At 68.0% G+C, this 22,186-nt stretch carries 24 protein-coding genes; 8 read left to right on the top strand and 16 right to left on the bottom strand.

Going from position 1 to position 22,186, the window contains the following annotated elements; translation table 11 throughout:
- Positions 1–29 precede the first annotated feature (29 nt).
- The 3 genes from ACWAT3_RS12900 to ACWAT3_RS12910 all read left to right on the top strand — a co-directional run bounded on the left by ACWAT3_RS12900 (position 30) and on the right by ACWAT3_RS12910 (position 1,877).
- Entirely contained in the window at positions 30–641 is a 612-nt protein-coding gene (locus tag ACWAT3_RS12900) for a hypothetical protein (protein ID WP_460799011.1), read from the top strand.
- 768 nt (positions 642–1,409) lie between these two features.
- A complete protein-coding gene (locus ACWAT3_RS12905) occupies positions 1,410–1,559 on the top strand; it encodes a hypothetical protein (protein WP_460799013.1) in 150 nt (49 codons plus the stop codon).
- Between the two features lie 171 nt (positions 1,560–1,730).
- The gene (locus tag ACWAT3_RS12910) at positions 1,731–1,877 is read left to right on the top strand and encodes a hypothetical protein (RefSeq protein ID WP_460799015.1); all 147 of its coding nucleotides are present in this window, start codon (positions 1,731–1,733) and stop codon (positions 1,875–1,877) included.
- A 197-nt stretch (positions 1,878–2,074) separates the two neighbouring features.
- On the opposite strand, the gene ACWAT3_RS12915 is transcribed toward ACWAT3_RS12910, so the two are convergent.
- The 12 genes from ACWAT3_RS12915 to idi form a co-directional block, all read right to left on the bottom strand.
- Positions 2,075–2,755, bottom strand: a complete 681-nt coding sequence (locus ACWAT3_RS12915; RefSeq protein WP_460799017.1) for a GntR family transcriptional regulator — start codon at positions 2,753–2,755, stop codon at positions 2,075–2,077.
- A 120-nt stretch (positions 2,756–2,875) separates the two neighbouring features.
- Positions 2,876–3,532 (bottom strand): NUDIX domain-containing protein, encoded by a 657-nt coding sequence (locus ACWAT3_RS12920; protein WP_460799018.1) that lies wholly within the window; start codon positions 3,530–3,532, stop codon positions 2,876–2,878.
- A 59-nt stretch (positions 3,533–3,591) separates the two neighbouring features.
- Positions 3,592–3,987: a hypothetical protein gene (locus ACWAT3_RS12925; protein ID WP_460799020.1), complete on the bottom strand. Its 396-nt coding sequence runs from the start codon at positions 3,985–3,987 to the stop codon at positions 3,592–3,594.
- A gap of 52 nt (positions 3,988–4,039) precedes the next feature.
- Complete coding sequence (locus tag ACWAT3_RS12930; RefSeq protein WP_460799021.1) at positions 4,040–4,786, bottom strand: gamma-glutamyl-gamma-aminobutyrate hydrolase family protein; 747 nt, start codon at positions 4,784–4,786, stop codon at positions 4,040–4,042.
- 191 nt (positions 4,787–4,977) lie between these two features.
- Positions 4,978–7,158: an MMPL family transporter gene (locus tag ACWAT3_RS12935; RefSeq protein ID WP_460799023.1), complete on the bottom strand. Its 2,181-nt coding sequence runs from the start codon at positions 7,156–7,158 to the stop codon at positions 4,978–4,980.
- A gap of 45 nt (positions 7,159–7,203) precedes the next feature.
- Positions 7,204–8,064 carry a prenyltransferase gene (locus ACWAT3_RS12940; RefSeq protein WP_460799025.1) on the bottom strand — a complete coding sequence of 287 codons (861 nt, stop codon included), beginning with the start codon at positions 8,062–8,064 and terminating at the stop codon, positions 7,204–7,206.
- Positions 8,061–8,393 (bottom strand): lycopene cyclase domain-containing protein, encoded by a 333-nt coding sequence (locus ACWAT3_RS12945; RefSeq protein ID WP_460799027.1) that lies wholly within the window; start codon positions 8,391–8,393, stop codon positions 8,061–8,063. The genes ACWAT3_RS12940 and ACWAT3_RS12945 overlap by 4 nt, the downstream gene beginning before the upstream one ends.
- Complete coding sequence (locus tag ACWAT3_RS12950; protein ID WP_460799028.1) at positions 8,390–8,722, bottom strand: lycopene cyclase domain-containing protein; 333 nt, start codon at positions 8,720–8,722, stop codon at positions 8,390–8,392. The genes ACWAT3_RS12945 and ACWAT3_RS12950 overlap by 4 nt, the downstream gene beginning before the upstream one ends.
- Positions 8,722–10,317, bottom strand: a complete 1,596-nt coding sequence (gene crtI, locus ACWAT3_RS12955) for a phytoene desaturase family protein (protein WP_460799030.1) — start codon at positions 10,315–10,317, stop codon at positions 8,722–8,724. Before crtI ends, ACWAT3_RS12950 begins: the two co-directional genes overlap by 1 nt.
- Entirely contained in the window at positions 10,314–11,225 is a 912-nt protein-coding gene (locus tag ACWAT3_RS12960; RefSeq protein WP_460799032.1) for a phytoene/squalene synthase family protein, read from the bottom strand. The genes crtI and ACWAT3_RS12960 overlap by 4 nt, the downstream gene beginning before the upstream one ends.
- On the bottom strand, positions 11,222–12,304 hold the full coding sequence (locus ACWAT3_RS12965) for a polyprenyl synthetase family protein (RefSeq protein ID WP_460799034.1): 1,083 nt from the start codon (positions 12,302–12,304) through the stop codon (positions 11,222–11,224). Before ACWAT3_RS12965 ends, ACWAT3_RS12960 begins: the two co-directional genes overlap by 4 nt.
- Positions 12,305–12,306: 2 nt before the next feature.
- The gene (gene idi / locus ACWAT3_RS12970; RefSeq protein WP_460799036.1) at positions 12,307–12,828 is read right to left on the bottom strand and encodes an isopentenyl-diphosphate Delta-isomerase; all 522 of its coding nucleotides are present in this window, start codon (positions 12,826–12,828) and stop codon (positions 12,307–12,309) included.
- 106 nt (positions 12,829–12,934) lie between these two features.
- Here idi and ACWAT3_RS12975 point away from each other — a divergent pair, with 106 nt between their 5' ends.
- Complete coding sequence (locus ACWAT3_RS12975; protein ID WP_460799038.1) at positions 12,935–13,561, top strand: MarR family winged helix-turn-helix transcriptional regulator; 627 nt, start codon at positions 12,935–12,937, stop codon at positions 13,559–13,561.
- 57 nt (positions 13,562–13,618) lie between these two features.
- On the opposite strand, the gene ACWAT3_RS12980 is transcribed toward ACWAT3_RS12975, so the two are convergent.
- Both ACWAT3_RS12980 and ACWAT3_RS12985 read right to left on the bottom strand, forming a co-directional pair.
- Positions 13,619–13,966: a histone-like nucleoid-structuring protein Lsr2 gene (locus tag ACWAT3_RS12980; RefSeq protein WP_460799039.1), complete on the bottom strand. Its 348-nt coding sequence runs from the start codon at positions 13,964–13,966 to the stop codon at positions 13,619–13,621.
- 50 nt (positions 13,967–14,016) lie between these two features.
- Positions 14,017–14,862: a LuxR C-terminal-related transcriptional regulator gene (locus ACWAT3_RS12985; RefSeq protein WP_460799041.1), complete on the bottom strand. Its 846-nt coding sequence runs from the start codon at positions 14,860–14,862 to the stop codon at positions 14,017–14,019.
- A 112-nt stretch (positions 14,863–14,974) separates the two neighbouring features.
- Between ACWAT3_RS12985 and ACWAT3_RS12990 the strand changes: the two genes are divergently transcribed.
- Both ACWAT3_RS12990 and ACWAT3_RS12995 read left to right on the top strand, forming a co-directional pair.
- Positions 14,975–15,322 carry a DUF485 domain-containing protein gene (locus ACWAT3_RS12990; RefSeq protein WP_460799042.1) on the top strand — a complete coding sequence of 116 codons (348 nt, stop codon included), beginning with the start codon at positions 14,975–14,977 and terminating at the stop codon, positions 15,320–15,322.
- Positions 15,319–16,953, top strand: a complete 1,635-nt coding sequence (locus tag ACWAT3_RS12995) for a solute symporter family protein (RefSeq protein WP_460799044.1) — start codon at positions 15,319–15,321, stop codon at positions 16,951–16,953. The genes ACWAT3_RS12990 and ACWAT3_RS12995 overlap by 4 nt, the downstream gene beginning before the upstream one ends.
- A gap of 72 nt (positions 16,954–17,025) precedes the next feature.
- Here the strand turns inward: ACWAT3_RS12995 and ACWAT3_RS13000 are convergent, their stop codons facing one another.
- Entirely contained in the window at positions 17,026–17,583 is a 558-nt protein-coding gene (locus ACWAT3_RS13000) for a methylated-DNA--[protein]-cysteine S-methyltransferase (protein WP_460799046.1), read from the bottom strand.
- A gap of 283 nt (positions 17,584–17,866) precedes the next feature.
- On the opposite strand from ACWAT3_RS13000, the gene ACWAT3_RS13005 reads away from it, so the two are divergent.
- Both ACWAT3_RS13005 and ACWAT3_RS13010 read left to right on the top strand, forming a co-directional pair.
- A complete protein-coding gene (locus ACWAT3_RS13005; RefSeq protein ID WP_460799378.1) occupies positions 17,867–21,484 on the top strand; it encodes an AAA family ATPase in 3,618 nt (1,205 codons plus the stop codon).
- Positions 21,477–21,662, top strand: a complete 186-nt coding sequence (locus ACWAT3_RS13010) for a hypothetical protein (protein WP_460799048.1) — start codon at positions 21,477–21,479, stop codon at positions 21,660–21,662. Before ACWAT3_RS13005 ends, ACWAT3_RS13010 begins: the two co-directional genes overlap by 8 nt.
- Positions 21,663–21,760: 98 nt before the next feature.
- Here the strand turns inward: ACWAT3_RS13010 and mscL are convergent, their stop codons facing one another.
- The gene (mscL, locus tag ACWAT3_RS13015) at positions 21,761–22,168 is read right to left on the bottom strand and encodes a large conductance mechanosensitive channel protein MscL (RefSeq protein WP_460799050.1); all 408 of its coding nucleotides are present in this window, start codon (positions 22,166–22,168) and stop codon (positions 21,761–21,763) included.
- Positions 22,169–22,186: the final 18 nt, after the last annotated feature.

Raw genomic sequence — 22,186 nt, forward strand, 5'->3', positions numbered from 1 at the left:
CTGCACACGAATCGTGAAAAGCTCACGGTATGAGCGACGTTTCAGTCGAGGTGGCCGACAGTGAGCGGATCGATGTGGGCGACGGTGTGAGCCTTCCGAGAGCGTGGGACGTCATCGCCATGGGTGAGGCGAACCTCGCAGGAGCCATCCGCCTCCATGTGGTGTTCGATGAAAAGCTGCGCCGTACAGCAGCGGCATCAGTCCGCGTCGACCGCGCAGGGGAGGGCGTGGAGGTGACAGCTGCCGCACTCCGCGACGTGCGCGTGCAGTACCTCGTCGCACTCTCTTCGATGCGCGTGGTCGAGGTCGCCCGAGAACAGGGCAAGACCGAGCCCCTCAATCAGTACTTGGCGGAGGTGAGATCGCGTACTGATCGCACCGACGAGGAGACCGTGCGCGAAGCGGTGAGGCTGTATCGGATCGCGGCCACGGTGAACCTGGCGCCCCTCAAGCTCGTGTCGGAGCAGCTCGGCGTGAGTGTGAGCACGGCCACTCGCATGATGGCTCGCGCTCGGGAAGCCGGCCTCGCCGGCGACCTGATCACCCGCGAGGCGCGCAACAGGATCCGGCCCGGCGAAGAGGAGTTGGCGCGCCCGCACCAGGTTCCGGGATCCCCTTCCGGTCCATCGGTCGGCCTGTGACAGCAATCGGACCCTTCCAGCACCATTTGGGCGCTTTGATCACCAAAAGCGAACATCGGGTAGCAAACTGCTCAAAAGGAGCGGGTACAGAATTCGACGGACTCGACGCTGAACCCATCCCGTTTCGGCATATGTCTGACACGCGCTCCACAACAGGTTTCCAGGGCCGCGACGTGGCCGCTTCTTGGCCGCATCCTATTTCCAACTAGCGGTTTTCGGACGTCTTTCGATGTCGTCACACCTTCCAAAATCCGCGTAATTACGCGGAAGTTGTCGTTCCATGCCGGTATGCGAATTGCCCAATTCGCATTCGAGTCCCTCCAGGGGCACTGTCGTTTCTGCCGCGTCATGAAAGGCTCAGCGCGCCTCAGCCTCAGCTCTCACGCCAGCCCACGCGCGGGAAGAGGCGCGCGCGCGAAGTGATGCGGCGACGCCGAGGGTGCGCCCAGGGCAGAACTCCGCTGAGAAAATGCTTGCGACGGGGAGGGCCGGGGAGGATCCTGGTCAGTGCGGACGCAATCGAAGCCGGCGTACGTACGAGGGGGGAGGCGGCACTGGGAGCTGCCTCGAACGGGGTGCTTCTCTCCTGCCCCTCCCTCCTCAGGGAAGCATCCCGTTCTCTCGCTCAGGCACCGTCCGTGACCAGCGGCCCCGCTTCTCGAGTCCCCGCGGAAGCTCGAACAACGCGACGACTCTGGCTGCTCGTCAACCCCCTGCCCGCGTCGATCGGCTCAGGCGTACGGTCGCTTCAGCGACGAGAGGAAGATGATGAGTGATCCGAATCAGACGAACGATGCTGTCGACTCCGCTGAGGCGGACAATGGGCGCGGCGCGACACCCGAGGATCCCGAGAAGGTGCTCGAGGAGGAGACCACGGACGAGAACGGCAAGCCACTCGAGAATCCATCGGGAGGCTGAGTGATGCCCAGATGGATTGTCTGGATGCTCGTCGGAAGTGCGGCCACTGCTGCGTTCTTCGCGGGCGTGCGGATCGGTCGCGAGAGCCCGGCTCGCGTCGGTTCCAAAGACTGAGTCGGCCATGTGCCCACGTCGCTGGCTTCGGCCGGGGCTCCGGCATACGCTGTCGGGATGGCGACATTCAAGCTGGTGGGTGGACCGAACGACGGCGAGTGGGTAGACGCGCTCCCTGATGGATACGTCGCACTCGGGACCGATTCGATATCGAGCGAGGACCCGAGCGCCGACATTCCGCAGACAGCAGAGTACGAGGGATGAGCGATCTGGACGAACCCGTCGCAGGGGCGCGCATGAGCACGACGAATCGACTAGATCTACCGGATCAGCCGATCCAGTAGTTCGCGAACGCGGGGCACCTGATCAAATTGGATGCGCCCGAAGCCCTCACCGCTGAGCTCACCCGCTGGCTCGAGCGCAACCGGGACCGTGCCGTCGATTGACGACGCCGAGCGGCCCTATGCCGCGGCCGCCACGCCGACGCCGGCTGCGCCCAGCAGCTGGCACTGCACGCGGAACCAGCGCTCGGCCTCGTCGGCGTCCCTCGCGAGGAGCGCTATCCGCATGCGACGATAGCCGCCGCGTCGCTGCGCGGGCGTTCCGACGTCGAGGGGCGCGTGACGCAGGTTGCGTTCGACCACCGGACGCTCGTTGCTCAGAACCTTGATCAGGTCGGCATTGCCGCACTGCGTGATCGCGAGAACCACGAACTCTCGAGATATCGAGACCAGTGCCTCGGCGTCGTCCGCTTCGGATGCGGCGATCATTCGATCCAGCAGAGCGACCGCCTCCGTCAACTGGGTGCCCGTCATGCGGGCCACCGCCAGGTGCAGGGCGTTGCCGGCCTGGAGCACCGCGAACTCGAGTGTGCTCGCCGCCATCTCGTCGGTCACTTCGGACACCTTGGTGTATCTGCTCGCCGAGACCTCGAGAAGGCCCGACCAGCTCAGGCGCTGCAGCGCCTCCCGGACGGGGGTCCGCGAGATGCCGAAGGCTTCGGCGATCACCTTGTCGTTGACACGCTCACCCGGCTTCAGGCGCCCGTCGATGATGGCTGCGCAGAGTTCTTCGTGGACCAGATCCCCCAGGGACTGCTGCCGCCCGGACGCGGGCAGGTTCAATCGATCTTGCAAACGCACGTACTTCTCCCCATGTCCTTGGTTCGCGGATGCCGCGAACCCCCCAGATTTCGGATACCGAGATTCAGCCTATGTCAGGAACCCGAACGAATTCGAGTGGATGGATACGGAAAATCGGCTCTACCGGCGCTCGAGCGCCCACCACTGCAGCAGCATGATCGTCTTGCCGTCGACGATGCGCCCGTCGCGGATCATCGCGAGCGCTTCGTCGAGCGAGAGCTCGACCACTTCGATGTCCTCTCCCTCGGAGGCGACGCCGCCGCCATCGCCGATCCGGTCGCCCGGACTGTACGGCGCCGCGTAGAAGTGCACCTTCTCCGTGACGGAACCGGGGCTCATGTACGCCGTGAAGACGTGGGCCACGGGGCCGACCTCGACGCCGAGCTCCTCGGCGACCTCGCGCCGGATCGCGGTGACCGGGTCGTCGTCATCCAGCAGCCCGGCGGCGGCCTCGATCAGCATCCCGTCGGGGTGGTCGTTGACGTACGCGGGGTAGCGGAACTGTCGAGTGAGCAGGACAGTGGCTCGCTGCTCGTCGTAGAGCAGGATCGTCGCACCGTCGCCGCGGTCGTACGTCTCGCGCTGAAGGGTCGATCGGCTCCCGTCGCGCCGTCGGTAGTCGAGCGTGGTCCGTCGCAGCACATGCCAGCCGTCGGAGATGAGCTCGACGTCTCGGACGACGACATCCGGATTGCGGGTGAGGCCGCGCCCCTGACGGTCGAGGCCGGTGCGGCCGCGGTGGTCAGGGACGTCGATGCCTGGGCGAGTCGTGCGCATGTTCGTAGACTAGATCATGAACGTGCACAAACGCGAAAAAGTAAGGGGTAACGCGACTCTCAGGCCACGAGCGGAAGCAACGAGGCGAGGAAGCCGATCACCGAAGCCCCGAGCATCACGCCGGCCAGGATGAAGCAGATGCGCACGCCGGGGGAGCGTCGGTCGAGTCGCATCCGCTCCGGGTCCCTCGTGGACACATAGCCGGTCACTGAGGCGTCGTCGGGGCGTCTGGTCTGCTCGTGCGGGCTCAGCACGCGCGAACAGGTGCGGCCGCCCGCGCTCCAGAGGGCGAACTGACGATCGTCGATTCCCTCGACGATCGTCACGCTCGCGGGAGCGTACGGCCCCTCCGCCACGCGGATCATGAGTCCGATGATCACGAGCGGCACCCCGGCGATGAGGCCGATCCACGAGATGAGCTCGCCGATCGTGCCGACGATGTCGACCGCGGTCATGAGTCGGAACAGCGTCTGTGTGGCATTCCTGAACGCTATCGCAGACCGTCGCTCAGCGACCTGCGCGAGCGGGCATCCGCTCCGCCTGTCGACCGAGCCGCAGCAGGAGCGGCGCGAGCTGGTCGTCGGCGGTCGCGGGATGCTCCGGATGCCACTGCACCCCGGTAAGCGGCGCCGATTCGTGCACCACCGCCTCGACGACGCCGTCCGCGGCACGTGCGGCGACGCGCAACCCGGCGCCCAGCACGTCGATTGCCTGGTGATGCGTGCACCGTACGGCTTGCGCGGCGTCGACGTCGGCATCCAGATCCGTCTCCGGCTCTATCCGCACGACGGTGGGCACGAACGGATCAGCGCCCGTCGGTCCGCGATGCCGCTCGACCGTCGGCAGGTGCTGCACCAGCGTCCCGCCGAGGGCGACGTTGATGACCTGCATCCCGCGGCAGATCCCGAGCACCGGCTTGTGGTGCTGCATCGCTTCGAGGACGACCGCGATGTGCGTGCTGTCCGTGCGCGGTTCGTGATGCCCCGAGCCCGGATAGTCGACGCGCACGCCGTACAGTCGCGGATCGACGTCCTCGCCGCCCATCAGGACGATGAGGTCCGCCTTTCTCGCCGCCGCGTGCGAGTCGACTGTCGGCAGCTCGGCCGTGGGGACGAGCACCGGCTCCCAGCCCAGCTGGGCGACGGTGCGCACCGCTGACGCGTTCAGCGCGTCCAGCTCGGCCTGGTACCCGGCCGCGTAGGGGCGTCTCGTGCGCAGATGGAGGAGTGCGACGGTGCGAGCGGTGAGGGGCATTGCGACTCCGGTCATCCTCGTCCGTGTCACCCACACGGACGTTCAGTTCTGTGGAATGACATCCATCCTGTCGGCCGCGCTTTGCGCCACGGCGTCGCCGACGTTTCCGCGATGTTTCGACCTGCGCACAGCGCCCCAGCGGATGCTGTCAGATGCACGGAACCGGTCGTCGCGCCGGAGCCCGGTGACCCTCAGCGCTCGCCGCGGCTGAGCTTCGACGGCCACCAGATCGCACGGCCGATGTCGTACGCGAGCGCGGGCACCAGGAGCGTACGGACGACGAAGGTGTCCAGGAGCACACCGAACGCGACGATGAACGCGAGCTGCACGAGGAAGAGGATCGGAATGACCGACAGAGCGGCGAAGGTCGCGGCGAGCACGAGCCCCGCTGACGTGATCACCCCGCCGGTGATCGCGAGGCCGCGCAGGATGCCGTCGCGCGTGCCGTGCTTGAGCGACTCCTCCCGCACGCGTGTCATCAGGAAGATGTTGTAGTCGATCCCGAGCGCGACGAGGAACACGAAGCCGTACAACGGCACCGCTGGATCGGCGCCGGGGAAGTCGAACAGGCCGTTGAAAACGAGCGCCGAGACGCCCATCGCCGTGCCGAACGACAGCACCGTGGTGAGGATGAGCAGCACCGGCGCGAGGATCGACCGCAGCAGCAGCATGAGGATCAGCATGATCACGACGAGGATGACGGGGATGATGAGGTTGCGGTCGTGGATCGACGCATCGTTCGTGTCGATCGCCGTCGCGGTCACGCCGCCCACCAGGGCGTCCACCTCGTCGAGCTCGGTGCGCAGCTCTCGGACGGTGGATGCCGCGGCATCCGAATCCGCCGCATCCGACAGCGTCGCCTGCAGCAGGACGTCGCCGTCGACCGTCGTGGGGTCAGGGGCCGGGGCGCCAGGAGCGCCGACGGCCTGGACGCCGTCCTCGGTGACGGGGGCGGAGCCGCTCGGAGAGTCCGCGGATGTCACCGACACCGATTCGACGCCGTCGTTCGCGAGCAGGACATCCGCGGCATCCTGCAGGGATTCCTCCGGAACGACGACGTACGCGGGACTGCCGGATCCGCCGGGGAAGTGCTCGCCGAGCACCTGCTGACCCTCGCGCGCCTGGGAAGAGCCCAGGACGAGGTCCGACTGGGGGACGCCGGAGGCATTCAGCTGGGTCACGCCGAACGCGCCGACGAGGAGAACGACCGTCGTGACGATCCAGATCACGCGCGGGCGGCGGCTGATGACTCCGGCGAGTCGCACCCACAGGCCCGTGCGGGGCATGCCGTTCTCGGCGGCGACCACCTGCGGCTCGAAGGCGGGCCGCCGCGGCCAGAAGGCCGCACGCCCGAACAGCAGCAGCAGCGACGGCAGCAGGGTGAGTGCCGAGAGCATCGCGAACACGATGCCGATCGAGGCCACAGGGCCCAGCGTGCTGTTCGATTTCAGATCGCTCAGCAGCAGGCAGAGGAGCCCGGCGATCACGGTTCCACCGGACGCGAGTATCGGTTCGAAAGAGCCCTTCCAGGCCTTGAGCACCGCCGCGCCGGTGTCCTTGGTCGCGCGGAGCTCTTCCCGGAATCGCGCGACGAACAGCAGCGCGTAGTCGGTGGCGGCGCCGATCACGAGGATGAACAGGATCCCCTGGGTCTGCCCGCTCAGGAGCAGGACCTCCCACTTCGCGAGCCACCAGACCACGAGGAGCGCGACGCACAGGGCGAACAGGCTCGTGGCGAGCACGACGACGGGCAGCAGGAACGAGCGGTAGACGATCACGAGAATCACGAGGACGGCGAGCAGCGCGACCCCCAGCAGCAGGCCGTCGATTCCGGCGAAGCCGGCGACGAGATCCGCGCTGAAGCCGGCCGGCCCGGTGACGTAGACCGTGACGCCCGGCGGTGCCGCCTCCTGCAGTTCGGTCTCGAGCGCGGTGACGGTGTCGCCGAGCTCGGCATCGCTGAGCACCGGGATGAACGCCTGCGCGGCGAGCCCGTCGTCCGAGACCAGCGCCGGGGAGACATCCTCGCCGATGCCCTCGACGTCGGGAGCCGCCGCCACGGCATCCGAGATCTGCTCGATGTCCGCATCCGAGAGCGCCGCATCGCCGACGAAGACAGCGATGGCCGGGATCGAATCGGTGTCGTTGAACTCGCCCAGCAGCTCCTGCACCTGGGTGGCGTCCGCGCTCTCCGGCAGGTAGCTCGTCTGGTCGTTCGAGGAGACCTCGTCGACCTTGCCGAAGAGGGGTCCGCCGAAGGAGGCTCCGGCGAGCCAGATCAGGATGAGCGCGACCGGGATGAGCACGCGTGCCCAGGAGTGTTTGCGCACCCGGACGCGGGTCGCCGGAGTGCGGTCGGTGGAGCGGGACATGAGGGGCCTTTCGGAGAATCGTCGGGGCGGTGACGTCGGGTCGCGTCAGCGCAGCCAGGCGAGGATGAGGATCAGGGTGGCGAGGAAGCCCGCGATGTAGTTCAGGGCGATGAAGCGGCGCCACGCGCGGTTCGTGGATGCCGCGGTGTCATCCGTCACGTTCCACCAGGGGGCGGCGTTCACGATGTACGGGATGACGAGCGCGGCGGACAGTGCGGCGGGCCACCCCGTCGGCAGCACCACCGCGCCGGCGACCGCCCACAGGATGATCGCCAGGCGCACCGTCAACCTCGCGCCGAGCGCGGTGGCGATCGAGCCGATCCCTGCCTGCCGGTCCGGGATGATGTCCTGGACGGCGCCGAAGGCATGAGCGGCCATGCCCCAGAGGAAGAACGCGATCATGAGCAGCACGAGGTCGATCGAGAGCGCGGCACCGCCGATCGCGAGCCCGACGAGCGCTGGGCTGACGAAGTGCGTGCTCGAGGTGATCGAATCGAGCACCGGCCGTTCCTTGAAGCGCATCGGCGGCGCCGAGTACGCGACCACGGCGAACACGCTGACGACGAGCCACGCCGCCGACACGGCGTTGCCCATCGCGAACAGGAACACGAGGAACGGCACGTTGCTCGCGACGGCCGCCCACAGCGTCGTGCGGTGCAGCCTCGGCGGCAGCAGCGCTCCTTCGATCCCGCCCTTGCGGGGATTCGCCAGGTCCGATGCGTAGTCGAACACGTCGTTGATGCCGTACATGGCGAGGTTGTACGGAATGAGGAAGTACAGCACGCCGACGATGAAGACGGCATCGATCTCGCGCGTCGTCAGCAGATAGGCCGCCCCGAAGGGGAAGGCGGTGTTGATCCAGCTGACGGGTCTTGACGCCAGCAGGAGAGTGCGGATAGTGCTCATCGGTCGGCCCTCCCGATCGCGGTAGCGCGCACACGTCGGGCGCGCAGCAGCGTCCAGATCGCGGGAAGCAGGATGACACCCGCGAGCGGATAGGCGAAGTCCTCGATCGGCGCGAGCCCGATCAGCACGCCCAGCAGATGCTCGTCGGCGTACGTGAAGAAGCCGACCCCGATCATGATCGTGTCGAACACGGCCGTCAGCAGGAGCAGAGCGGCGAGGGCGATCATGACCGCGCCGAGATCGGGGCGGCGCCGGGCGACGAGCGCCGCGGCGATCGCGCCGGCCGCAGCGAGCGCGAGGAAGACCAGGGCGAGCAGGGAGTACGTCACGAGGCCCTCCGGCGCCGCCGCTGATCGAGGATGCGCGCCGCGCCGGTGTACAGAACCATGGTGCACACCACCAGGAAGACGAGGAACACCGGCTCTTCGATCGGCAGCTCGGGGGCGAGCAGGACGCCGGTGGCGAGCGGACTGCCCCCGCGGAGGAAGATGCCCAGTGAGATGCCGGCGATGTCCCAGAGGAGGAAGAACGCCAGGCCGATGACCGTGACGATGATCGCCGAACGAGCATCTTGCCAGAAGAACAGTCGGAAGCGACGGTCGATGAGCAGCATGCACGCGAGGCTCACAAGCAGGGCCAGGAGATAGACGACGCCCATCAACTCGCCTTCCTCGTGGCCGCGGACGTCCGGGGCACGGTGGGCCCCGCGCTGTGATCGCCGCGGATCCGCTTCAGCACGAGCTCGGCGCTGATCAGGCACATGGGCACGCCGACGCCCGGCGCCGTCGTCGCACCGGCGTAGTAGAGGCCGTCGACCTTGCGCGACGCGTTCTGCGCGCGGAACATCGCGCTCTGGGAGAGGATGTGCGCGGGGCCCAGCATCCCGCCCTGCCAGGAGTGGTAGTCGGCGGCGAAGTCCGCGGGCCCGAGCGTCTCGCGCACCACGATGCGATCGCGGAGATCCTCGATGCCGGCCCACTGCGCGACCGCATCGATCGCGGCATCCGCTGCGCGTTCGACGAGCACCGATCCTGTGCCGTCCGGACCGCCGGAGCCGATCTCGACATCGGCGGGCACGGGGATCAGCACGAAGAGGTTCTCGTGTCCGTCCGGCGCCACACCGGCATCGGTCGCGGAGGGCTTGCAGACGTACAACGACGCGGGGTCGGGGATGCGAGGAGACGAACCGAAGATGGCGTCGAAGTTCCGGTCCCAATCGCGGGCGAAGAACAAGGAGTGGTGCGGGAGTTCGGGAAGGGATCCTCGAACGCCGAGCATGAGGATCACCGCTCCGGGGCCGCTGGTCCGCTGTCGCCACCAGCGTGCGGGGTACGTCTGGAGCCGTTCGGGCAGCAGCGCGGTCTCGGTGTGGTGGAGGTCGGCGCCGGAGACCACGACATCGGCGAGCTCGAGGTGCTCGGCACCGGACTCATCGCGCCAGCGCACGCCGTAGGCGCGTTCCTTCCCGGCGGACGGTTCGGTGAGGATCGTCGTGACCTCGGCCTCCAGGACGATGTCGACGCCTGCCTCCTCCGCCAGCTCGCGGACGCGCTCCGACACGCCCCAGAACCCGCCCTGCGGGTACAGCACCCCCTCGTCGAGATCGAGCGTGCTCATCAGGTGGTACATCGCCGGTGCGCGACGGGGATCGGTTCCGAGGAAAACGGCGGGGTAGCCGAGGATCTGGCGGATCACCGGATGCCGGAACCGACGGCGCGCGAAGGCATCCAGTCGGCGAGTGAGCAGCATCGCCAGCCGGGGCAGTCGACGCAGGACATCAGGAGACGCCAGCTCGGACACGCGGGTGAACGGGTTGTAGAGGAACCGCCGCACAGCCATGTCGTAGGTCTCGGATGCCGAGGAGAGGTAGTCGTCGAGCTCGGATCCGGAGCCGGGCTCGAGCTCTTCGAAGAGCGCGCGGACGCGTTCGGTTCCCGCCGGCACCGTGACAGCGGACGCTGTGCCACCGGCGGCCGGCTCGGAGAAGACACGGTAAGCCGGATCCAGGTGGATCAGGTCCAGCTGCTCGGCGGTTGTCGTCCCCATCAGCTCGAAGAAGTGGTCGAAGACGCCGGGCATGAGGTACCAGGAGGGCCCGGTGTCGAAGCGGAACCCGTCGCGCTGGAGCGTCCCCGCGCGGCCGCCGGTGCGGTCGTTGCGCTCGAGCACTGTCACGCGATACCCCTCGCGGGCGAGCAGCCCGGCCGTGGCAAGGCCGGCGATCCCGCCGCCGATGACGATCGCGCGGCTCACCGCCGCGGCTCCAGCCAGGTCGTGAGGACGGCCCGTGCGGTGAGAAGGAGCTTCACGGGATCGGGGACGCGCACGCGACGCTCGTAGAGTGTGGTCGCTGGAGTGCGTTCGACGCGGTCGGCGAGAGCGCCGAACAGCGCGAGCGCACTGCGCACGGCCGCGCGCGTATCGCGCGGCAGGAGCGGGATCGCTGCGCTGGCGTCGGTCAGCTGAGTTCTGACGACACGGACCCATGCGTCCCGGTCGGCGTCCGTGAGCCTCTCGGTGCTGAGATAGCCGCGCTGGAGCCGCTCGGTGTCGTCGCCGAGATCGCGCAGGAAGTTCACGTTCTGGAACGCGGCACCGAGCTGTCGCGCACCGGAATCCAGCCGGCGCAGGTCGCCCTCGGACGGATCGGCATCCTGCAGGAAGACCCGCAGGCACATCAGGCCGACGACCTCCGCCGAGCCGTAGACGTAGCGGTCGTGCTCTTGGGCGTCGTAGACGTGCACCGTATCGCCGCTCGCATCGACGGGGGTGTCGGCGCGCATGGAGGCGAAGAACGGCTCCGTCAGCTCCATCCCGATGCCGCATCTGTTCGCCGTGCGGGCGAAGGCGTGCACCACGATGTTGCTGCTGTACCCCGTCCGCATGGCCCGGTGGGTTTCGTCCGCGTAGGCGTCCAGCGCGGCGCGCTGCGCGGCCGCATCAAGACCGGCCTCGCCGGCCACGCCGTCGACGATCTCGTCAGCGATGCGCACCATGGCGTACACGTTGCGGATGTGCTGACGGTGGCGTCGACCGAGCAGGCGCGTGGCGAGGCCGAAGGACGTGGAGTAAGCCCGGATGACATCCGTCGTCGCACTCTCGGCCGTGCGCGTGAACCGCGCGAGAGCGGGGGCCGGTTCGGGGACTTCAGCTGCACTCACGACAGGCGTCCCTCGATGCGATCCGCCAGTTTCGTCAGGGTCTGCCGTGCGGCAGTCGGCAGAGGAGCGGCTTCCGCTGTGATGGCCGACCGTGCTGACGTGATCCGCTCGCCGATCAGGTGCCGGACGTAGGATTCGGCGCCGCAGTGCCGCAGGAGTTCCCTGATCTCCTCGCCGTCGTGCGTCGAGAGGTCGGCATCGCCGAACCGCGGCTGGATCGACGTCCAGGCGCTCGTCAGGCGAGCGTACGCGATCATCGGCGTCTCCTTGCCCTCGCGGAGATCGGAGTACTGTTCCTTCCCGTGCTCCGTGGCGTCTCCGAACACTGAGAGGGCGTCGTCCTGAAGCTGGAACGCGACACCGAGATGCTGTCCGATCGCGGACAGGGCGTCCTCGGCCTCATCGGGGAGGCCGGCCAGGACAGCGGCGATACGAAGAGGGAACTCGAACGTGTAGGTCGCGGTCTTCTGCGCTGTCATCGTCAGAATCGTCTGCAGATCCGGCGCGATGGCGCGATCGCTGAGCGCGACGTCCGCGTATTCGCCGGCGACGGTCTCCGTGATCGTGTGATCCAGCAGATCGAGCAGTCGGTTGCGCGTCCGGGGGTCCGCGTCGATCCGTGCGAACATCTGGTGCACGGTCGAGAGCAGCAGATCGCCCATGAGGATCGCGCCGGTGCCGGCCCAGTGCTGAGCCGCCTTCGCACCGAGATCGGGGTGGGCCTCGCGCAGCAGTCCGATGAGGTTCGGTCGGCCTCGGCGATGCGCGTCGCCGTCGATGACGTCGTCGTGCAGCAGGAAGGCGTAGTGCAGGATCTCGAGTGCCGCGGCGATCTCGACCACGGTGTCGTCGTCGACCGCGTCGGACCCGTTCCTGTCGCCGAGCAGCGCCGAGTGCATCTCGACCAGGAGTCGAGGGCGGAGCAGCTTTCCCCCGCGCACGCTGTCGGCAGCGCCCAGCCAGAGGGAAGTGAACTCCGCGCCATAGGCCGCTGATCGAGCGATGCGATCGTCGAAGACGCTCTGCACGCGTGATTCGATCCGTGCGTGCACGTCCTCCCGCATGAGGGTGGTCGTCATGTTCAGATCTTCCCCTCGGCGCGCAGCAGGGGCAACTGCTCGCGCAGCCACGGGCTGAAGGCGAACGGCGCGCTCACCACGGCCGAGGCGAGGTGATCCGGCAGCACCCAGGCGTACTCCATCACCTCAGCGGGGTCCGGCACGACGTCGCCGTCGATCCTCGCCACGTGCACGGGGCAGAACTCGTGCTCGACGATGCCGCTCGCGTCTACGGCGCGGTAGCGGAACGAGGGCAGCGCGACGGTCACGTCGCGCGGGCGCGCACCGATCTCCTCGGCTCCGCGGCGGATGACCGCGGCGATCATGTCTTCACCGGGACGCGGGTGACCGCAGAAGCTGTTCGTCCAGACGCCGGGCCACGTGCGCTTCGACAGCGCCCTGCGCGTCACCAGCAGTCGCCCCTGTGCATCGAGCACGTAGCAGGAGAAGGCGAGGTGCAACGGCGTCGAGTCCGTGTGCACCTCGTTCTTCGGTGCGGTGCCGATGGCGGCTCCCGCCTCGTCGAGAAGGGTCACGAGCTCCATGCGGGGTCCTCTTCCTTTGGAAGCGTATATTGCTAGCCTGGCGAGAAATAAAGCTAGCATGAAGAAAAGCCAGGAGTAAAGTAACGAGGTGTCCATGGATGATCGCGTGAACGAAACGGCTGAGGTGCCCGCCGAGCCGGCGTCCGCGTCCACGTCGCGCGACGGCCTGGACAGCGGCGCGATCTACGACGTCGACTCGTCGGACCCGCGGCAGACGCTCGTCGACCGGTCCGGCATTGCGGACGAGGACGTCCGCCAGATCACCGGGATCATGAAGGCCCTCGGTGGACTGCGTGAGGCAGAGCAGCGGCTGTCGGAGGCATCCCGGCGCTTCATGCAGCTGAATGAGACTGACATGCGCGCGCTGCACTATCTCATCGTCTGCACGCATCGCGACGTCATCGCCACTCCGGGCGGCATCGCCCAGCACCTCTCGATCTCCAGCGCATCGACGACGAAGCTGCTCGATCGACTCGAACGCGGTCAGCACATCGTGCGATCGGCGCACCCGACCGATCGGCGCGCGCTCGCGATCACGGTCTCGCCGGAGACGCACAGGGCGGCGATGGAGACGGTCGGTCGTCAGCAGGCGAAGAGATTCAACGCCGCGGCTCGCCTGACCGCGGCGGAGCGGGAAGTGGTGACCCGCTTCCTGCTCGACATGACGGCTGAGATCACCCTGCGCGATGAGCCATGGGCGACCGACGGTGCGCACGCGGCATCCGCGCATTGAGTCGGTGCTGCCGCACGAGAACGGCAGGAGCGCCGAAGCGCCCCTGCCGGTGAAGGGTCAGTGCGCGGCGCGATAGGCCTCGAGCACGGACTCGGGGATGCGCCCGCGCTCGGACACCTTGTGGCCGTTCGCGTTCGCCCACTCCCGGATCGCCGTCGTCTCGGGGTTGCGTCCGGCGGCCCGCTTGCGCGGGGAAACGGAGCGCGCGGCGCTGCCTACGGACGAGCGGCGACCGGCCGCGATGTACGGTTCCAGGACGGAGCGCAGTTCCTGCGCATTGTCCGTCGTCAGGTCGATCTCGTACGAGATGCCATTGAGAGAGAAATGAACCGTCTCGCCCTCACCCACTTCGAGAAGCGTTCCATCGATGTCGTCAACCAGCTGATGCACAATTCGTCGGGCCATTTCGTCATCCTATTCGCACGCATTCTCCGGCGACAAGAAGAGCGCGTATTTCAGGGCAGCAGACCCAGGCGTCGTGCGCGGGCGACAGCGGCGAAACGCGTGGACGCGTCGAGCTTTGACATCGCGGTTCCCAGATAGGCCTTTACCGTTCCCTCACGCAATCCGAGCTGGACGCCGATCTCCGCATTCGTGGCACCCAATGCCGCGCAGGCGAGTACATCGGTCTCTCGCGGAGAAAGATGAATCCGCGGAATCGGACCCGTCGTCGTGGGTATCGGCTCGCCGGCGATGTGCAGCAACCGGCGTTCGAGTTCGCTCAATCGTGTCCGCAGCTCCTCATCGGTCACGGATGCCGAGATGCTGCGCAATTCGGCGAAGCTCTCGCGCAATTGCTCCCGACGCGAGGATGAGAATCCGTGCTCGGGCGCCGCCATCGATTCCAGGCGGCGTCCGACCTCGTCGCGGATGCGCAGTTCGGTGCTCACGGCATCCGCGATGCTCATGGCCGGGGCGGTGGTGACTCCTCCGACGGGGGCCTGCTCCCATGCTCCGGCGTACAGGACCCCGCGCGAGCGGCCGTCGACGAGGATCGGGATCGCGAGGAGCGTGCGCAGTCCCTCACCGAGCACGAAACCGTCGTAGTCGTGCGTGAACTGCTGCGAACTGCGGTAGTCACTGGTCATCCGCGGGCGCTGTTCGGTCATGGCCCGACCGCCGAGCCCGCGCTCGGGGCGCACCCGCAGCCCCTCAAGGGCGCGTGTGCGGCTGCCGACGATGCTCGTGACCGATACCTCGCCGTCCTCGAAGAGTCCGCCGAAGGCGACCGGGAAACGCGTGCGTCTGGCCAGCTCCCGCACGGCCTGGGCGATCACGTCGGCATCGGTCTCGGTGGACACGACAGGGATACCTACTTTCGGGGGTGACGGCGGTGTGTCCCGTTTCGTAGCGTCGACCCTACCACCCGCGCGGATGCCTCCGCGTGGGCCCTGCATGTGGCAAGGAGGCCTCATGACTGACCGAATTCACGGCGAATCGGCCGGACCGATCGACTACATCGCGGTCGAGGAATCGCCGAAGTTCCAAGCGTTGAAACGTACCCAGCGATCGTTCATCTTCCCACTCGCCGCGCTCTTCCTGATCTGGTATTTCGTCTACGTTCTGCTCGCCGCGTTCGCACCGGAATTCATGGCGCAGCGCGTATGGGGCGACATCACCATCGGACTTCTGTTCGGGCTCGGACAATTCGTGTCGACGTTCGCGATCACGATGGCCTACGTCGCGTTCGCGAACAAGCGGCTCGATCCGGTCGCTTCGGAGATTCGTGAGGAACTCGAGAAGGCGCAGGCGCAGGCATGAATCTCATTCCGTTCGAGACCGCACCGACCGGTGAGAACAATCCCATTCTCAACATCTCGATCTTCGCGGCGTTCGTGGCGGTGACGCTGTTCATCGTCATCCGCGCGAGCCGCAACAACAAGACCGCCGCCGACTACTACGCTGCCGGACGCTCGTTCACCGGACCCCAGAACGGTTTCGCGATCGCGGGAGACTACCTCTCCGCGGCATCCTTCCTCGGAATCTGCGGCGCCATCGCCGTCAACGGATACGACGGATTCCTCTATTCGATCGGCTTCCTGGTGGCCTGGCTCGTCGCGCTGCTGCTCGTGGCCGAGCTGATGCGCAACACCGGCAAGTTCACGATGGCGGATGTGCTGTCGTTCCGTCTGAAGCAGCGGCCGGTCCGGCTGGCCGCAGCGATCACCACCCTCGCGGTGTGCTTCTTCTACCTGCTGGCGCAGATGGCCGGTGCCGGCGGGCTCGTCTCGCTGCTGCTGGGCATCGACGCCAAGATCGGTCAGTCGCTCGTCATCGCGGTCGTGGGTGCGCTCATGATCGTCTACGTGCTCATCGGCGGGATGAAGGGCACGACCTGGGTGCAGATCGTCAAGGCGTTCCTGCTGATCATCGGCGCTCTGGCGATGGCGATCTGGGTGCTGGCCCTCAACGGCTTCAGCCTGAACACGCTGCTCGAGTCGGCCGTCGCGGCATCGCCGAAGGGCGACGCGATCCTCGCACCGGGCCTGCAGTACGGTGCCAATCCGTGGGACTTCCTCTCCCTCGGCATGGCCCTCGTGCTGGGCACGGCCGGACTCCCGCACGTGCTCATGCGGTTCTACACGGTCCCCACCGCGAAAGAGGCCCGGCGCTCGGTCGTGTGGGCCATCTGGCTCATCGGCGGGTTCTACCTGCTCACGCTCGTGCTCGGCTACGGCGCCGGCGCCCTGGTCGGCCCCGAGGTCATCGCGGCCGCCCCCGGCGGCGTGAACTCGGCAGCACCGCTGCTGGCGGAGCGGCTCGGCGGACCGCTGCTGCTCGGCTTCATCTCCGCCGTCGCGTTCGCCACGATCCTCGCCGTCGTCGCCGGACTCACGATCACGGCCGCGGCCTCGTTCGCACATGACATCTATGCGAACGTGATCCAGAAAGGCCGCAAGAAGGCGGACGGGACGCCGGTGGATGCCGACCCGAACGCCGAGGTCAAGGTCGCACGACGCACCGTCGTCGTGATCGGCATCCTCGCGATCCTCGGGGGCATCGGCGCGCAGGGGCAGAACATCGCGTTCCTCGTCGCGCTGGCCTTCGCCGTGGCAGCCTCGGCGAACCTGCCGACGATCCTGTACTCGCTGTTCTGGCGGCGCTTCAACACGCGCGGCGCGGTCTGGAGCATGTACGGCGGGCTGGGTTCGGCGATCCTGCTGATCGTGCTGTCGCCGGTCTTCTCGGGATCCGAGACGGCGATGATCCCGTCGATCGACATCGCGATCTGGCCGTTGAACAACCCGGGCATCGTGTCCATCCCGCTCGGATTCCTGCTCGGATGGCTCGGCACAGTGACGGCGCGCAGCACGGAATCGCGCGCCCTCGCAGCCGAGATGGACGTGCGCTCGCTCACCGGCTTCGGAGCAGAGAAGGCGGTGGACCACTGAGCATCGGTGCGCGCTGAACGCGCGCACCTGGATCGGACGAGGACCCCGGCCGCCTACCGGCCGGGGTCCTCGTCACGTGCGGGCGGCGCCGGCGGAAACGGGGGATGCCGCCGAAGCCGCGGACGCTTCCAGATCGATGAGGTACCGCTTGTGCTCGGGATGCGCTCCGTATTGACCAGCGGAGCCATCGGCGCGCACCACGCGGTGGACCGGCACGATGATCGAGAACGGCGTGAGCCGGCACGCGGTGCCGACCGCACGCGCGGCCCCTGGGCTGCCGGCGAGCACGGCCACCTCGCCGTACCCGAGCGTCTCGCCCCAGGGGATCTCGCAGATCGTCTGGAGCGCATCCCGGTGGAACCCATCGATGAGTCGCCAGTCCAGCCGCACGTGCTCGTCGAATCGGATCGGCGCGCCCTCGAAGTACTCGGCGACGAGGTGCGCGAGCTCGTCTGCCGCACCGGGGTCCGGTTCGGGCGCAGCATGCAGCCGCCGGGCGACGCCCTCCAGCAACCAGGGGACGGTCGGGTCCTGCCCCTCGGAGAGGTCGAAGCTCACGACGCCGTCGTCGGAGAACACGACGAGGGCGTCGCCCAGCGGAGTGGGAACGAAGTCGTAGCGGAAGGTCATGCGTCCATCCTGCTCTCCGCAGCGGGTGCCCGATCGCCGGAATCCCGTGATCGGGGAGAACCCGTCCGAGTCGCGCACCTGTGCAGGGCGAGAGGCCCGGCATCCGATTCCGAACCGGAAGCGCACGAATCCGACGCAAACCCGCCTGGCGTGCAGGATCTCCTGCCGCGGGACGCCTAGTCTGTGATATGTGTGGCGACGAACGGACAAGTCTGCGGATGACGCGGAGACGACGGCCGCAGTGACGCTCGGCGCACTGGGCGAGTCGTCGACCGGTGTCGGCATGCCGCATGCCGCCGAGGCGGAGCGCGGGCGTCTGAAGAAGGAGGCCGCGGATCTCGGCGGGCCCTCGCCTCTGGTGCGCTATCACGATGGTGTCGAGGGCGGCATCGACATCTCCAAGGCGCATCCCGGGAGCCTGCCGCAGTTCATCACCGGACGCTCCACGCTGCTGTCGAACCTGTTCCGCGACGAGGTGGGACTGCGCACCGCACGAATGGCGGCCGAACGGATCACCGCCAAGCACACCGAGCTGCGCACGGTCCGGGGCATCGACGCCGTGCACCTCGCGGTCGGACTGGCCGGCTGGCGGATCGGCGGGGTGCAGTTCTCCGCTCCCGTGCTGCTGCGCCCGCTGGCGATCCGCCGTCACCACTCCGATTTCGAGCTCAAGCTCCAGGGGTCGTTCTCCGTCAACCCGCAGCTCGTGCGCATCGCCCGCGAGCACTTCGGCATCACGATCGATGCCGACGCTCTCGCGGCACTCGCCTACGACGGCGGCATCTTCAAGCCGCAGCCCGTGATCGACAGCCTGCGAGGGCTGACGCGCTCGATCGACACGTTCTCGGTGCAGCCGCGCCTCGTCGTCTCGGTGTTCGCCGATGTGGCGTCGGCCATGGCCGCCGACAGCCGCAACCTCGACCATCCCGTGCTCAACGCGCTCGCCGGACATGTGGAGGACCGCGAACGGTTCACCGCGACGCGTGCCGTGCCGAACGTCACGAGCCCGGACGATCGCGCACCGGCATCCGACAACCTCCTGCTGGATGCGGATTCCGAGCAGGAAGCCGTCCTTGCCCGCATCGCAGCCGGTCATTCTCTCGCGATCGCGACGCTGCCGGGCACCGGTGGAACGCAGACCGTGATCAACGCGCTCGGCGAGCTGATCCGCGCGGGCAAGCGGGTGCTCGTCGTCTCCGCTCGGCGCTCCACGCTCGACGGCGTGCGGCATCGCCTCAGTGGCATCGGGCTCGACAGCCTCGCGGTCGGCCCGGCCTCCATCCGTCGCGACCTCGTGCACGCGATCGGACGCAACGAGAAGGCCACCGCGCCGAAGGCGGGCGAAGTCGATGACGCGCTGGTGCGACTGCGCACCGTGCTGCGGGACTATCGGCACGCCCTCACCAACCCGGTCGCTGGTACCGGAGCATCGGTGATCGAGGCGACCAGGCATCTCACCCGCCTGGCATCGCTCGAGCACCCGCCGTCCACGAGCGCGCGTCTCGGCACGGACGCGCTGGCCCGGCTGGCCGGCGACCGCAGTGCGGCGGCCGCGAAGCTCGTGCAGGCCGCGCGGCTGGGCGAGTTCCGCTTCGGCCCTGACGATTCGCCCTGGTACGGTGTCAGCTTCGAGAGCACGGAAGCTGCGCGCGCGGCCCACGAGCTGGCCGGTCGGCTGCATTCGGCCAGCGTCCCCGCGCTGCTGGAGCGGGCGTACGAGCTCATCGCGCAGACGCGGATGCGTCCCTTCTCGACGATCGACGAGCTGGGGGAGTACCTGCGACTGCTGCAGGGCATGCGCGACTCGCTCGACCGCTTCAGCCCCACCGTCTTCGAGCGTCCGCTCGGCGAACTCATCCAGGCGCACGGCTCTCGACGCGACGCGCCGGGCATGTCCGGAGCGAACCGTCGACGGCTGAAGAAGCTCGCGAAGGAGTACGTGCGCCCCGGCGTGCACATCCTGGACATGCACGAGGCGCTGCTGCGGATCCAGCAGCAGCGCACGGAATGGCAGCGGTTCGTCGACGCCGGCGTCGCTCCCGAGATCCCTCTCGGTCTGTCCGATGTGTACACCTCCTGGCAGCGCGTTCAGGCGGAGCTGGCCGAACTGGATGCCGCGCTGGGACGCCGCGAGCCGCTCGCGACGCTTCCGCTGGCTCGTCTGGTCCGCACGCTCGCGGGTCTCGCCGCGAAGTCGGATGTGTTCGAGAACCTCGTCGAGCGCGCCACGATCCGCGACCAGCTCGCGAAGCTCGGTCTCGGACCGCTCCTGGCCGAGCTGTCGGTCCGCCACGTGGCGGAGAACCGCGTGGCCGACGAGCTGGAGTTCGCGTGGTGGCAGTCGCTTCTCGAGCGAGCGCTGCAGGACGACCGGGCTCTGCTCGGCGCCAACACCGCCGTGGTCGACCGGCTCGAGCGCGACTTCCGTCTCGTCGACGAGGCGCACGCCGCGATGGCAGGGCCTCTTCTGGCATGGCAGCTCGCCAACCAGTGGAAGATCGCCATCGTCGACGAGCCGACGCAGTCGCAGAACCTGCGTCGCGCGCTCACGCAGGGAACGCCGACCGCTGCAGAGATCGTCGAGGCGGCGCCCGCGCTGATGTCCGTGCTCGCGCCCGCCTGGATCGCATCGCCGTATCAGGTGCCCGAGATCCCGGACAGCGTCGAGTTCGACACGGTGCTGCTGGTGGATGCCGCGGCGATCAACCTCGCCGAGGCGGCGCCCGCGATCCGCCGTGCGCGGCAGGTGGTCGCCTTCGGCGACCCGGTGACCCAGCGCCCGACGCCGTTCCGCGTCGCGGTCGCCGGTGACGAGGACTGGGAGAGCGAGGTCGCGTTCGACGCGACCTCCGTGTTCGAGCGTCTGGCCGATCTGCTGCCGGTCGAGACCCTCACGCGGAGCTATCGCGCCGGGGGAGAGGACCTCGCCGAACTCATCAATGACGCGTTCTACGGCGGCGAGATCCAGTCGCTGCCGTGGGCGGGCTCGTACCTCGGCCGCGGCAGCCTCACCGTCGACTACGTCGAAGGCGGCGTGGGTGCGCCCGATCCGATCTCCGGAGCGGTCGAGAGCCCGGATGCCGAGGTCTCGCGCGTCGTGACGCTCGTGGTCGAGCACGCCGTGCACCGGCCGACCGAGTCGCTGATGGTGGTCACCGCGAGCACCAGGCATGCCGAGCGCGTGCGCGCCGCCGTGGCCAACGCCTTCGCCGGCCGCAGCGACGTGACCGCCTTCGTCTCGCGCGACACGGCTGAGCCGTTCGCGGTTCTCACGCTCGAGGAATCCGTCGCGGAGAGCCGCGACCGCGTGATCTTCTCGCTCGGGTTCGGGCTCACCAAGCACGGGCGAGTGCTGAGCGACTTCGGCGACCTCTCGACGGCGGATGGCGAACGACTGCTGACCGTGGGGATGACGCGCGCTCGCCGGTCGATGGTGCTGGTGTCGTCGATCCGCCCGTCGGCGTTCGACGAGGGGCGCCTCGAGCACGGTGCTGCCACGCTGATGTCGATCCTCGGCGGTCTTGCGGCACGAGCGCGGGACGCCCGCCTGGAGGACCTCGCCGATCCGCTCACGCTGGCGCTCGCGCGTGAGCTCCGTCGTGTCGGAGCATCCGTCGACGTCGACTACCGCGGTCTGCTGCCGATCGTGGCGCAGCACAACGGCCGCGCGGTCGTCATCGAGTCCGACCCCGAGTCTCGGGAGGAGTCGCTGCGCGAGTCGCTCCGGCTCCGTCCGAACGTGCTGCGCCGTCTCGGCTGGCACTACGTCCGCGTGCACGCGTTCGATCTGTACAGTGATCCCGCGACGGCGGCGAACCGCATCGCCGAGGTGCTCGGCATCTCCGCCGAGACGCAGCGAGTCGACCAGGACACCCAGCCGATCGAGCGGGGCGATGTCTGACGACGCCCGTCAGCACGTCGAGCGGGTCGCCGGGTCCCGCCGCGCGCGCCTGACGCCCGCACCGGGTACCGATCCGTCGCCGGATGTCGCGACGAAGGATGCCGCGGCATCCACTCCCGCGAAGGAGCAGGGGCCGAACGACGCGCGCCTGCGCCAGGACGTCCCACCCCACTACTGACGTCCGAGCGTTGCTGCTGGCCGACGAAAAGGGCAGTCCCGCACAGTGCGATCGTGATCGACTGTGCCGAACCGCCCTCTCGGCGGTAATGCTGCGGGTCAGGCGGCGTTGCTCTTGCGCAGAAGGTCGCGGATCTCGATGAGGAGCTCCTGCTCGCTCGGGAGCGTCTCCTCCTCCACGGCCGGGTTCTTCGCAGCCTGATGCTCCTTGTACTTGTTCATCGGGACGACGAACACGAAGTACACGATCAGAGCGACGGCGAAGAAGCTGATGATCGCGGTGATGAGTTCGCCGATCGGGAACGTGACGGTCTGACCGTAGATGCCCTGCACCTGGATCCCGATCGCGCCTGTCGCGTCCGCGTCGAAGAACAAGGAGACCAGCGGCGTGACGATGCTGGCGACCACAGCGTTGACGATCGCTGTGAAGGCCGCGCCGATGACGACGGCCACGGCAAGGTCGATGACGTTGCCCTTGGTGATGAACTCCTTGAACCCCTGGATCACGGGAACCCCCTAAAGAAT

This window comes from Microbacterium sp. GXF0217 (genome assembly GCF_054798195.1).